The organism is Achromobacter sp. GQ309 (assembly GCF_059759315.1).
Genome location: NZ_JCAXDP010000002.1, coordinates 384,798 through 397,363 on the forward strand (window position 1 = coordinate 384,798; position 12,566 = coordinate 397,363).

Consider the following 12,566-nt stretch of genomic DNA (forward strand, 5'->3'; position numbering starts at 1 on the left):
GTTAGCCTACTCCCGTACATTTGCGACAGCAATGGGTATTCGTCTCACTCGTCCGTGACCATGCGGCCCGCCGCCAGCACCAGTTGCCGCCCGCAGCGCGCCGCCAGTTGCGGATCGTGCGTGACCAGCACCAGCGTCGTCCCGTGCTCGCGGTGCAGGTCGAACATCAGATCGATGACCGTCACGCCGGTTGCGGCATCCAGGCTGCCGGTGGGCTCGTCGGCAAACAGCAGGTCCGGCTGCACGACAAACGCACGGGCCAGCGACACGCGCTGCTGTTCGCCGCCCGACAGCGTGCGCGGATAGTGGTGCAGGCGCGCGCCCAGCCCCACCCGTTCCAGCATGGCCTGCGCGGCCTCGCGCGCGGATTGGCCGGCCAGCTCCAGCGGCAGCATCACGTTTTCCAGCGCGGTCAGGTTGGGCAGCAACTGGAAGGACTGGAACACGAAGCCGACGTGATTGGCCCGCAGGCGCGCGCGGCCGTCTTCGTCCAGGGCGAACAGGTCCTGCCCGGCAAGGTGTACGCTGCCCACGCTGGGAACATCCAGACCGGCCAGCAGTCCCAGCAGAGTCGACTTGCCCGAGCCCGAGCTGCCCGTGATGGCCACGGCGCTGCCCGCCGCGACCGTAAAATCAATTCCTTCCAGGATAGAAAGCGATCCACCGGCATCGGCCACCCGCTTGCCCAGCCCTTTCACCACGATTGAGTTATTGCTATCCATGCGCCTATTTTCCCGTCTGCTTCTTGTGACTGCCTTCGCGACCGCCGCGGCGGCGCCCGCCCACGCTCAGACCGCCGCGGCGCCCCAGGGTTCCACGCCGCGCACCGTGCTGGTGGTGGGCGATAGCCTGTCCGCCGAATACGGCATCAAACGCGGCACGGGCTGGGTGCCCCTGCTGTCCGCGAGGATCTCAGAACAATACCCGAAGTTCCAGGTCGTCAATGCCAGCATCAGCGGCGACACGACCAGCGGCGGCGTTGCCCGCCTGCCCGCCCTGCTGCGCCAGCATGCGCCGGCGGTCGTGGTGCTGGAGCTGGGCGCCAACGACGCGTTGCGCGGCCTGCCCCTGAACATGACCGAGCAAAACCTGCGGACCATGACCCAGGCGGCGCGCAAGGCCGATGCCGAGGTGCTGATCGTCGGAATGCAGATTCCGCCCAATTACGGACGGGACTACGCCCAACGCTTTGCCGCGGTTTTTTCCAATGTGGCCAAAAACGAAAACGCCCGGCTCGTGCCCTTCCTGATGGAAGGTATCGCGACGAACCGGGCGATGTTTCAGGCTGACGGCATCCACCCTAACGAGGATGCCCAGCCTCAATTGCTGGACAACGTGTGGCCGGCGCTGCGGCCCATGTTGAACTGACTATCTGACAGGGCGATCAACCCGCGGCCTGGGCCTGATCGCCGCGGATGACATCCGCGGCGGCGGGCGTGACGTTCACCTCGTACTGCTGGCGCAGCATGCGGATCAAAGCCTCGTTTTCGGCTTGGCCCCATGCACCCGACAGTTGCTGCGCCAGGCGCTCCATGTCGGCGGCATCGGACTTGCCGGCTTCCACCTTTTCCAGACGCACCAGCGTGTAGTCCACGCCGGACTGCACGCCCGTGAAGGCCGGCAGCGTGGCCGACGGCAGGCGCATCACGGCGTCCAGCACCGGGCGCGACAGATCCTGGGGATTCTGGCGCGTCACACTGATGGCCGGGCCGAAGCCTTCGGGCGTCGCGGCGGGATCAGCCTTGGCGGCCGCCAGGGCCGCCTCGCCGGCCTTCTTGGCGGCTTCGGCGGAGCGCTCGTCGAGCAGCTTGGCGCGAATGACTTCGCTGACCTTGTCCAGCGGCGGCACGTGGGCCGGTTCAACGGAGGCAACGCGCACGGCCAGCATCGTGTCGGGCGCGAGTTCGATCACACCGGAATTCTGCTTTTCGCGCAGCACGTCGGGCGAGAACAGCACCTGGCGCACGCGCGGGTTGTCCAGCAGCGCGGCGTCGGGGCTGTCGGCGGCGGAGCCCGGACCGGCCTTCTCGGCGGGCAGCAGGCCTTCGCGGGTGACGCCGGAAGCGGTGCGCAGCTTCAGGCCGACGGCGTCGGCAGCCGGTTGCAGGCTGTCGCGCTGGTCGTAGACCTGCTTGTTCAGCTGGCTGGCCATCTCGGAAAAACGCTGCGCGGCGATCTGCTTGCGGACTTCTGCGGTGATCTGGTCCTTGACCTCGGCCAGCGGCTTGACGGCGCCCGGGCTGATTTCCGTGACCTTGACGATGTGCAGGCCGAACGGGCTTTCGACCACGCCGGACACCTGGTTCTGGGCCAGGCCGAAGATGGCCTTGTCCAACGGGCCGGGCTGCGCACCCGGGGCAATCCAGCCCAGGTCACCGCCCTTGGCGGCCGAGCCGGCGTCCTGCGAATTCTTGGCAGCCAGTTCGGCGAACTTGGCGGGATCGGCAGCGGCCTGCTTGGCGATGTCTTCGGCCTTGGCGCGCGCGGCCTTGCGGGCGTCTTCGCCCGACGGCAGCTCGATGAAGATGTGGCTGGCGCGGCGGCGCTCGGGCTGACCAAAGCGGTTCTTGTTCTGTTCGTAATACGAAGCCAGGTCCTCGTCCTTGACCTGCACGCCTTGCGTGGCGGCGGCTTCGTCCAGCACCAGGTATTGCACCTGCACCTGTTCCGGCACCTGCAATTGCTGCTTGTTGGCGTCGTACCAGGCCTGGATGTCAGCCGGGTTCACGGTGACTTGCGAGCGGAAGTCGGCGGCGGAGAAGTTGCGCAGTTGCACGGTGCGGGCCTGGGTCAGCGCCGATTCCACGGCGGCGACCACTTCGGCCGGCGCGCGGGCCGATTCGCCGACGGGCTCGAGCACACGGGCGATGGCCAGGTCGCGGCGCAGGCCGGCTTCAAACGACGTCGGCGACATGCCCTGCGCGGCCAGCACCTGGCGATAGCGTTCGGGCGAGAAGCGGCCGTTATCCTGGACTTCCGGGATGGCGGCGATCGTGTTGCGCAGCGTCTCGTCGGACACCGAGAAACGGTTGTCGGCGGCCACGTTGGCGAGCAGGCGCTGGTTGATGAGCTGGTTCAGCAGGCCTTCACGCAGGGCGGGCGTATCGATCACGGCCGGATCGAACTGGGCGCCCAGGCGCTGGCGGAACTGGTCAAGCTGGTTGCGGTGCGCCTGATCAAACTCGGCGCGGGAAATCGGCTGGCCAGCCACCGTCGCCAGCTCGGGCTCCCGACTCATGAAGCTGTCATAGCCTTGAATCCCGACCAGGAAGAAGGAAGGCACGATCAAGATCAGCAGGATGAACTGCATCCAGCGCCGATGGCTGCGAATAAATTCGAACATGGAATCCCTGTTGCCGCGCTCCGGGGGTAGACGCCCGGGGCCGCACGAAAACGCATAAAAAAAGGCGAAGTCGATTCGCCTCTATTCCCATACCGGTTCAAACCGGGTTCAGCGGGCGGATTTTACCATTTCTCATTCATTGCGCGGCCATTGTCCAAGCCAACGGGCAATGCGCGGCGTCGTGGACCATCCGTCCCCACGGAGGACGAGGTCCGTCAACCCGGGAATCCCCCATTACCGCCCCCGCCCCGCGCTCGTATCGTGGACCTGGGGTTAGCCCGCAGATCGAGGGCCGCCCTGCCAGGCCGGCACAAGGCCGGTTCCCCTTCCCGCGCGCAAAAAGGTCACCCACGATGCCGTTCATGCCTTCCCGCCTCCCGTTGCTGAAGTCCTGTGTCGCTTTGATGTTTCTGAGCTGCGCCCACGCCGCGCAGGCGGCCCCGGTGGCCAATGTGCTGGAGGCGGCCAAGGGCCAGCAGCAGGCCATGCTCGATACCATGCGGGATCTGGTGAATATCGAGTCCGGCAGCAAGGATGTCGAAGGCGTTGAACGCATCGCCGAACTGATCCGCGACCGGCTCAAGGAACTGGGCGGCACCGTCGAGATCATTGCGCCTACCGACGTGTTCCGGCTGGACGACACCCCCGAGAAGGTCGGGCCGATGGTCCACGCGGAGTTCAAGGGCGGCGGCAGCAAGAAGATCATGCTGATCGCCCACATGGACACGGTGTACCGCAACGGCATGTTGAAGGACCAGCCGTTCCGGATCGACGGCGACAAGGCCTATGGCCTGGGCATTGCCGACGACAAGCACGGCGTGGCGGCCATCCTGCACACCATCGCGCTCCTGAAAACACTGCAGTTTGCCGACTACGGCACGCTGACGGTGCTGATCAACGGGGACGAAGAGATCAGCTCGCCCGGCGCGCGCAGCACCATCACCCGCCTGGGCGCCGATCAGGATGCGGTCATTTCGTTCGAGGGCGGCGGCATGGAACCGCGCCTGACGCTGGCCACCAGCGGCATCGGCGCGGCGTACCTGACCGTGCAGGGCAAGACCTCGCACGCAGGCGCCCGGCCGGAGGGCGGCGTCAATGCGCTCTACGAGCTGTCGCACCAGCTCCTGCAGCTGGACGATCTTTCCAAGCCCGACGAGGGGCTGAAGCTGAACTGGACCGTCGCCCAGGCAGGCACCAACCGCAACGTCATTCCGGGACTGGCCACCGCCCAGGGCGACGCGCGGGCGCTGCGCGTATCCGACTTCGACGCCCTGGCGCGCACGCTGGAGGAACGCATCCAGAAGAAACTGCTGCCCGAGTCCAAGGTCAGCGTGAAGTTCGAGGTCCGCCGCCCGCCGCTGGAGGCGACTGCGGCGTCGCGCGCCCTGGCCCAGCACGGCGTGGAGGTCTACCAGGAGCTCGACCTGCCGCTGAAGGTGGTGGACCGGGCCAGCGGCGGCGGCACGGACGCGGCCTTTGCGGCGCTGAAGGCCCGCGGACCCGTCATCGAGGGCATGGGACTGAGCGGATTCGGCGCGCATTCGAATGACGCCGAGTACATCCTGGTCAACAGCATCGTGCCGCGCCTGTATCTGGCCACGCGCATGATCATGGACGTGTCGCAGAACAAGGTATCCTTGCAACCTGTCCCAAAAGAACCCCAAAGCAGCACCAAATGACCGCAAACCTTCCCTCCTGGCCTTACTCCCGCCACATCGCGCACCGCGGTGGCGGCCGTCTGGCGCCGGAGAACACGCTGGCCGCCATGCGCGTCGGCGCCGAACACGGCTTCACCATGTTTGAGTACGACGTGAAGCTCAGCAGCGACAACGTGCTGGTGCTGATGCACGACGACGACGTCGACCGCACCTCGAACGGCAAAGGCCCTGCCGCCGCCAAGACCTACGCCGAACTGGCGCAGCTTGATTTCGGCAGTTGGCATTCGGCGGCCTACGCCGGCGAACCGCTCCCCACCTTTGCCGCCGTCGCCCGCTACACGCTGGCCAACGGCATTGCCAGCAACGTCGAGATCAAGCCCTGCCCCGGCCGCGAAGCCGAAACCGGCCGCGCCGTCGCCCTGGCGGCCCGCGAACTGTGGCAAGGCGCCGGCACCGCGCCGCTGTTGTCCTCGTTTGCCGAAGAAGCCTTGGAAGCCGCCCGCCAGGCCGCTCCCGAATTGCCGCGCGCCCTGCTCGTGGAAAAGGTGCCCGCCGACTGGCGCGAACGCCTTGCCAAATATGAATGCGTGGCGCTGAACATCAACCAGAAGGACGCCACCCGCGAACTGATCGACGCCGTGCACGCCGCCGGCTACCGCATCGCGGCCTGGACCGTCAACGACCCCGAGCGCGCGCGCCTGCTGCTCGACTGGGGCATCGACGGCATTTTCACCGACGAGCTGGCCGCCATCCGGCCCGCCGCCTGAGGCAGAAAGCCCCGTGTTCAGCTACCGCCACGCCTTTCACGCCGGCAACCATGCCGACGTGCTCAAACACGCCATCCTGGTCCATACCCTGGACTACTTCAACAAGAAAGACGCCCCGTACTGGGTCATCGACACCCATGCGGGCGCCGGCCTCTACAGCCTGGACAGCGACTGGGCAGCCAAGACGTCCGAGTTCGCGGACGGCATCGGCCGCCTGTGGGAAGCGCAGGATCTGCCGCCGCTGCTGGCCGATTACGTTGCGCGCATCCGCGACTACAACACCAACGGCCGGCTGCGCCGCTATCCGGGCTCGCCGTGGCTGACGCTGGACGCGCTGCGCCCCTCCGACCGCCTGCGCCTGTTCGAGATGCATCCCACCGAAATCGACACGCTGGTCGGCAACCTGGAGCACCAGGGCCGCGCAGCGCAGCGCCAGACCACGATCTACGGCGACGACGGTTTCGAGGGCATCAAGGCGCTGCTGCCGCCGCCCACGCGACGCGGCATGGTGCTGATCGACCCGTCGTATGAGGACAAGCACGACTATCGGCGCACGCTCCTCACCGTGAAGGAGTGCATCAAGCGCTTTGCCACCGGCACGTATGCCATCTGGTATCCGCTGGTGCAACGCCGCGAGGCCAGCGAGATGGCGCGCCATTTCGAAAACCTGAAGGTCAAGAGCTGGCTGCACGCCACCCTGACCGTCAAGAAGGCGACCATCGATGGTTACGGCCTGCACGGCAGCGGGATGTTCCTCATCAACCCGCCCTGGACGCTGCACGACGCGCTGAAACAGGCCATGCCGTATCTGGCGCGCGAACTGGCGCAGGACGAACGCGCAGGCTTCACGCTGCAATACCGCGAGAACCCGTTCCCAGTGCCGAAGAAGCAATCGGACGACTGACGCCCTGCCCCGCGCCGGGGCAATGCGGCCGCGCCGACGACAAAGGGCCGCGCCTTCATGGCGCGGCCCTTTTTTTGCGATCGCGATCCTATGAGGTCCGCGACCCTTTTACGTCAGCGACCCTTTCAGGTCAGCGACCCTTTTTGCGTCCGCGACCCGCTCACGTCTGCGGCGCTCAGACCGTTTCGACGTCGGCCTGGCGCATCGCTTCCTGCGCCAGCGCCAGCTTCGACGCGGCATCGCGCAGCGCGGTGCGCAGGCCTTCCTCGATCACCGGGTGGTAGAACGGCATTTCCAGCATGCGCGCCACCGTGAGCTCCTGCTGCACGGCCCACGCCAGCAAGTGACCGATGTGCTCCGCGCTGGGTCCGATCATCTCGGCGCCCAGGAAGCGGCCCGTTTCAATATCGGCGTAAACATGCAGCATGCCGCGGTTCTTCAGCATGACGCGCGAACGGCCCTGGTCGCTGAAATCCACTGCACCGGTAACGAACGTGCCCGGCACCAGCTTGGCGTGACCTGCGCCGACCAGCGCGATCTGCGGATCCGAAAAGACCACGCCCAGCGGCGCACGGCGCAATCCCTCGCGCACTTCCGGGAAGCGCGCCGCGTTCTCGCCCGCAATGCGGCCTTCGTCGGCGGCCTCGTGCAGGAGCGGCGCGTCGGCGTTGGCGTCGCCGGCAATGAAGATCGGCGAGCTGCCCGCCTGCATCGTCAGCCGGTCAAACTGCGGCACGCCTTGCGCGTTGAGCGCCAGCGACGTGTTTTCCAGACCAAGACCATCGACGTTGGGACGGCGGCCCGTGGCGACCAGCGCGTAGTCGAAGCGCTCGGTGCGCTCGCTGTTGTCCAGCGCCACGTAACGCACTTCCACCTCGTCGCCGACGCGGCTGGTTTCCAGGACGCGGGCATCGGTGTCCAGATAGAACTCGCGCTGAAAGATCTTGCGGGCAGTTTGCCGCACCTGCGGATCGCTGATGCCGCCCAGGCTGCCGCTCATGCCGAACACGCGAACTTCCACGCCCAGCCGGGCAAGCGCCTGACCAAGCTCCAGCCCGATCACGCCGGGCCCGAAAACCGCCACGCGATTAGGCAGGTCGTCCCACGCGAACACGTCATCGTTCACAACGAGGCGATCGCCCAGCGCGCGGAAAGGCGGCGGCACGGACGGCCGCGAGCCGGTGGCGATCACGACACGCGAGGCCTGGATTTCGGTGTGGTCATCCACACGCAGCACGGTGTCGGACACGAATTTCGCGTAGCCGCGCACCTTGTCTTCGGCCGGAATGTTTTCCACGCCGTCGACAACGAAACCCACAAAGCGGTCGCGCTCGCGCTTGACGCGGTCCATGACCTCGGCGCCGTCGACCGTGATCTCTCCGCCGACATGCACGCCGAACGCATCGGTGTGCGCCGCCGCGTGCGCCGCCTCGGCGGCCGCGATCAGCAGCTTGGACGGCATGCAGCCGACGCGGGCGCAGGTCGTGCCGTAAGGACCGCCTTCGATAAGCAGCGCGCGCTTGCCCGCCGCCTTGGCGGCTCGGTAAGCAGCCAGGCCTGCGGTGCCGGCGCCGATGACAGCAATGTCGGTATGCAGCGTCTTCATGATTGGGAGTCCCCCGTGGTCGCGTAATGATCAGAATGTGAAGGCAAATTCCGCCTTGTTGCGTGCCCTCGAGGCAAACGCCGTCCTGCGCCCTGATTGCGGACGCACGGCGCCCGCACAAGGGCGCAAAAGAAGGGAAACTTGCGGGAGTAGCGCGGCGGCTACGTTGCCGGCCCTTGCGCCGGAGCGCGCGGCGGCCAGTGCGGAATCAACCGCCGCGCGTCCGGGCGACCGGGGGGGGGCCATGCCCCTGCCCGGCCGTCTCGCCGGTCTATCAGGCGAAGTGCGCCTTCAGGTCTTCCAGGCCGCCGATCAGGGCGCCGTTGATGAACACCTGCGGGGCCGTGCCCTTGCCGGACACTGCGCCGATCACGCGGCCACGGACCTTGTTTTCCAGCGGGATCTCGATCGGGGCGTAGCCCTTGCTGTCCAGCAGCGCCTTGGCTTCGACGCAGAACGGGCAGCCGGGCTTGGAGAACACCACGACCTGGTCAGGCTTCTTGGCGGACGGCGCGAAGTGAGCCAGCATGGTGTCGGCGTCCGACACTTCAAACGGATCGCCTTCCTTTTCCGGCTCGATGAACATCTTTTCGACGACACCGTCCTTGACCAGCATGGAATAGCGCCAGCTGCGCTTGCCGAAGCCCAGGTCGCTCTTGTCGACGAGCATGCCCATGCCTTCGGTGAAGGCGCCGTTGCCGTCGGGCAGCAGCGTGATGTTGGCCGATTCCTGGTCCTTGGCCCATTCGTTCATGACGAAGGTGTCGTTGACCGACACGCAGACGATGCTATCGACGCCGGCGGCGAAGAACGCGGGAGCCAGTTCGTTGTAGCGCGGCAGGTGGGTGGACGAGCAGGTCGGCGTGAAAGCGCCGGGAAGCGAGAAGACCACGACCGTCTTGTTCTTGAACAGGTCGTCGGTCGTGACCTTCTTCCACGTGTTGTCCTCACGAACGGGGAACGTCACATTCGGAACACGTTGGCCTTCGCGGTTTTGCAGCATTCGATTCTCTCCTTGGTTTGATAACTTAAGTGGCGGGTTTCTGGCCCGCCATGAAAAGAATCATACATCTCGACTATCAATTAATCCAATTTAATTAACTTAATTGATCGATAGCTTTTGGCGATTACTAAATGTTTTGCGAAAGACCGAAGCTATCACAAAGCCGCGTTCGCGTCCTCAGACGCGGGCCGGCTCGTAACCCGCGTCGCGGATGGCGGCTTCTACCTTGTCGGCCTGGTCGGTGCCGGTGATGGTGACGCGATGCGTGGGCAGATCCACGGCGACCACGGCGCCCGGGACAGCCTCGTTGACGGCGCCGGTGATGGTCTTGACGCAATGGCCGCAGGTCATGTCGGGCACTTGGAAAGCGATGCTCATAGTTTTCTCCAAAAGTTGACGGCGGCGCTTGAGCCACCATGTCGGGCAGGTTAAACGTTCCCATCATGTCAAGGTCAAGCGTAGAATGGCGCTTGACCTTCCCACGATGGGAAGGATGAAACTGGGCGCTCCCATCCAGATCGAGATAGTCATGCACGCAGCACGCTCGTCCTCATTTTCCGAATTGGAACTCGCCATCGAAGGCATGACCTGCGCATCATGCGTCAAGCGCGTGGAAAAAGCGCTGGCGAATGTTCCCGGCGTTGCGCAGGCGCAAGTGAACCTTGCAACCGAGCGCGCGCGGGTCTCCTTCGACCCCACTGCTGCCGAGCCGCAGGCGCTCGTCGCGGCCGTCGGCAAGATGGGCTATGAGGCGCGCCCGATCGCCGCCCAGGATGACCATGCCGAGCGGCAGTCCGAAGCCCGCGACGCCGAGGCGCACCGCCTGCAACGTGCATTCATCGCCGCGCTGGTCCTGACGCTGCCGGTGTTTGCGCTGGAGATGGGATCGCACCTGATTCCCGCCATGCACCATTGGGTGATGGAAACGATTGGCCGGCAAAACAGCTGGCTGCTGCAGTTTGTACTGACCACCGCCGTGCTGGTCTGGCCGGGCCGGCAGTTCTTCACCAAGGGGCTTGTGGCGCTGTGGCGCCGCGCGCCCGAAATGAATTCGCTGGTGGCGCTGGGCGCGGGCGCGGCCTGGGGCTATTCGGTTGTCGCCACGTTTGCGCCGGGCTTGCTGCCGGACGCGGCGCGCAACGTCTATTTTGAAGCTGCCGCCGTCATCGTCACGCTGATCCTGCTGGGCCGCATGCTGGAAGCCCGGGCCAAGGGCAAGACGGGCGCGGCCATCAAGCGGCTGATCGGGCTACAGCCGCGCACAGCGCGCGTGCTGCGCGACGGCCAGGCGCAGGACATCGAGATCGAACGCGTGCGCACGGGTGACATCGTGATGGTGCGGCCGGGCGAGAAGATTCCGCTAGACGGCGACATCATCGAAGGCAGCTCGTACGTCGACGAATCCATGCTGACGGGCGAGCCCGTGCCCGTGGAAAAGCAGCCGGGCATGCAGGCCACCGGCGGAACGCTGAACACGTCCGGCAGCTTCACGTTGCGCGTCACGCACACGGGCGCGGACACCATGCTGGCCCGGATCATCCGCATGGTCGAAGCGGCCCAGGGCGCGCGGCTGCCAATCCAGGCGATGGTGGACCAGGTGACCGCATGGTTTGTGCCGGCGGTCATGGCGGCCGCCCTGCTCACCTTCCTGACGTGGTTCTTCATGGGCCCCGAACCGGCGCTATCCCATGCGCTGGTCAACGCGGTGGCCGTGCTGATCATCGCCTGCCCGTGCGCCATGGGGCTGGCCACGCCCACGTCCATCATGGTGGGCACCGGGCGCGCCGCCGAAATGGGCGTGCTGTTCCGGCAGGGCGATGCGTTGCAGACGCTGCGCGACGTCAACGTCGTGGCCTTCGACAAGACGGGCACCCTGACGTTGGGCAAGCCCACACTCACCGAACTGGAGCCCTCGCCGGGCCAGGATCCGCAGCAGGTCCTGCAGTGGGTGGCGTCAGTGCAGGCGCGCTCTGAGCATCCCATCGCGCTGGCCATCGTGGCCGCGGCTGCCGAACGCAAGATTGAACTGCTTCCCGCCGAAAACTTTGCCGCCATTACCGGCGCCGGCGTCGAGGCCACGGTGGCGGGCCGCAAAGTGCTGGCGGGCGCAGCGCGTCTGATGGCCGAACGTGGCGTCGACGTCAGCGCATTCGGCGCACGCGCCGCCGACTGGGGCAACGAAGGCAAGACGCCGATCTACGTCGCCATCGACGGCCAGGCGGGCGCCATGATCGCCGTGACGGACCCGGTCAAGCCCTCGGCCGTCTCCGCCATCGCCGCGCTGCACGCGCAAGGCCTGAAGACCGCCATGATCACGGGCGACAACCGCCACACCGCGCAGGCGGTCGCGCGCCAGTTGGGCATCGATGAAGTGCGCGCCGAGGTGCTGCCGGACGGCAAGGTCGAGGCTATCGCGACGCTGCGCGAAGGCGGCCGCAAGGTGGCGTTCGTGGGCGACGGCATCAACGATGCCCCCGCACTGGCCGCAGCCGACACCGGCATCGCGATCGGCACCGGCACGGACGTGGCGATCGAGGCAGCGTCCGTCGTGCTGATGGCCGACGACCTGCACGGCGTGCCCAACGCCATTGCGCTCAGCCGTGCCACGCTGGCCAACATCCGCCAAAACCTGTTCTGGGCGTTCGCCTACAACGCGGCGCTGATTCCCCTGGCCGCGGGCGCGCTGTATCCGGCCTTCGGTCTGTCGCTGTCGCCGATCTTTGCGGCGGGCGCGATGGCGCTGTCCAGCGTCTTCGTGCTGGGCAATGCGCTGCGCCTGAAGGCATTTCGCCCCCACGGGAGGCAAGCATGAACATCGGACAAGCCGCCAAGCAATCCGGCATCTCGGCCAAGATGATCCGCTATTACGAAAGCATCGGCCTGATCAGCCCCGCCGTGCGCACCGATTCCGGCTACCGCGTGTACAGCGATCATGACGTGCACACGCTGCGCTTCGTGCGCCGCGCGCGCGATCTGGGGTTTTCGGTGGAGCAGATGAACGAGCTGCTGGCGCTCTGGCAGGACCGCAGCCGAGCCAGCGCAGACGTCAAGCGCATTGCGCTTGAGCACGTTGAGGAGCTAGAGCGCAAGGCGGAGGCGCTGCGCGAGATGGCCGCCACGCTCAAGCATCTGGCGCAGCATTGCCATGGCGACGAGCGGCCCGACTGCCCCATTCTGGAGAACCTGGGCTGCTCGCACTGACGACACGCGGCGGAAGTTTTCCGGCCGCGGGATGACGCCCGGCGCGGGAGACGCCCGCCGCGGGCTCGCCCGCCGCGGGTGCGC

At 66.4% G+C, this 12,566-nt stretch carries 11 protein-coding genes; 6 read left to right on the forward strand and 5 right to left on the reverse strand.

Translation table 11 applies throughout. The annotated features are described in order from the left end of the window. Positions 1-44 precede the first annotated feature (44 nt). Positions 45-722 (reverse strand): ABC transporter ATP-binding protein, encoded by a 678-nt coding sequence (locus tag AC6CIE_RS07040; RefSeq protein WP_498091789.1) that lies wholly within the window; start codon positions 720-722, stop codon positions 45-47. Here AC6CIE_RS07040 and AC6CIE_RS07045 point away from each other — a divergent pair. Further along, positions 721-1,368 carry an arylesterase gene (locus tag AC6CIE_RS07045; RefSeq protein ID WP_175136625.1) on the forward strand — a complete coding sequence of 216 codons (648 nt, stop codon included), beginning with the start codon at positions 721-723 and terminating at the stop codon, positions 1,366-1,368. The two genes, AC6CIE_RS07040 and AC6CIE_RS07045, sit on opposite strands and share 2 nt — an antisense overlap. 16 nt (positions 1,369-1,384) lie before the next feature. On the opposite strand, the gene AC6CIE_RS07050 is transcribed toward AC6CIE_RS07045, so the two are convergent. Beyond that, on the reverse strand, positions 1,385-3,343 hold the full coding sequence (locus AC6CIE_RS07050; RefSeq protein WP_218343698.1) for a SurA N-terminal domain-containing protein: 1,959 nt from the start codon (positions 3,341-3,343) through the stop codon (positions 1,385-1,387). 353 nt (positions 3,344-3,696) lie between these two features. On the opposite strand from AC6CIE_RS07050, the gene AC6CIE_RS07055 reads away from it, so the two are divergent. The 3 genes from AC6CIE_RS07055 to AC6CIE_RS07065 are packed head-to-tail and all read left to right on the forward strand — an operon-like array spanning position 3,697 to position 6,672. Then, the gene (locus AC6CIE_RS07055) at positions 3,697-5,022 is read left to right on the forward strand and encodes a M20/M25/M40 family metallo-hydrolase (RefSeq protein WP_498091790.1); all 1,326 of its coding nucleotides are present in this window, start codon (positions 3,697-3,699) and stop codon (positions 5,020-5,022) included. Beyond that, a complete protein-coding gene (gene ugpQ, locus AC6CIE_RS07060) occupies positions 5,019-5,768 on the forward strand; it encodes a glycerophosphodiester phosphodiesterase (protein WP_175136628.1) in 750 nt (249 codons plus the stop codon). Before AC6CIE_RS07055 ends, ugpQ begins: the two co-directional genes overlap by 4 nt. Before the next feature lie 13 nt (positions 5,769-5,781). Further along, positions 5,782-6,672 carry a 23S rRNA (adenine(2030)-N(6))-methyltransferase RlmJ gene (locus AC6CIE_RS07065; protein WP_175121701.1) on the forward strand — a complete coding sequence of 297 codons (891 nt, stop codon included), beginning with the start codon at positions 5,782-5,784 and terminating at the stop codon, positions 6,670-6,672. Positions 6,673-6,847: 175 nt separating this feature from the next. Here the strand turns inward: AC6CIE_RS07065 and AC6CIE_RS07070 are convergent, their stop codons facing one another. From AC6CIE_RS07070 to AC6CIE_RS07080, 3 genes are all read right to left on the reverse strand, one after another. After that, on the reverse strand, positions 6,848-8,278 hold the full coding sequence (locus AC6CIE_RS07070; protein WP_175121702.1) for a dihydrolipoyl dehydrogenase: 1,431 nt from the start codon (positions 8,276-8,278) through the stop codon (positions 6,848-6,850). A 274-nt stretch (positions 8,279-8,552) separates the two neighbouring features. Then, complete coding sequence (locus AC6CIE_RS07075; protein ID WP_108005634.1) at positions 8,553-9,281, reverse strand: glutathione peroxidase; 729 nt, start codon at positions 9,279-9,281, stop codon at positions 8,553-8,555. Between the two features lie 177 nt (positions 9,282-9,458). Next, positions 9,459-9,659, reverse strand: coding sequence for a heavy-metal-associated domain-containing protein (locus AC6CIE_RS07080; RefSeq protein ID WP_175185363.1), 201 nt, complete (start codon positions 9,657-9,659; stop codon positions 9,459-9,461). Between the two features lie 151 nt (positions 9,660-9,810). Between AC6CIE_RS07080 and AC6CIE_RS07085 the strand changes: the two genes are divergently transcribed. Then, on the forward strand, positions 9,811-12,093 hold the full coding sequence (locus AC6CIE_RS07085; RefSeq protein WP_498091792.1) for a heavy metal translocating P-type ATPase: 2,283 nt from the start codon (positions 9,811-9,813) through the stop codon (positions 12,091-12,093). Next, the gene (gene cueR, locus AC6CIE_RS07090) at positions 12,090-12,482 is read left to right on the forward strand and encodes a Cu(I)-responsive transcriptional regulator (RefSeq protein WP_175121705.1); all 393 of its coding nucleotides are present in this window, start codon (positions 12,090-12,092) and stop codon (positions 12,480-12,482) included. Before AC6CIE_RS07085 ends, cueR begins: the two co-directional genes overlap by 4 nt. Positions 12,483-12,566: the final 84 nt, after the last annotated feature.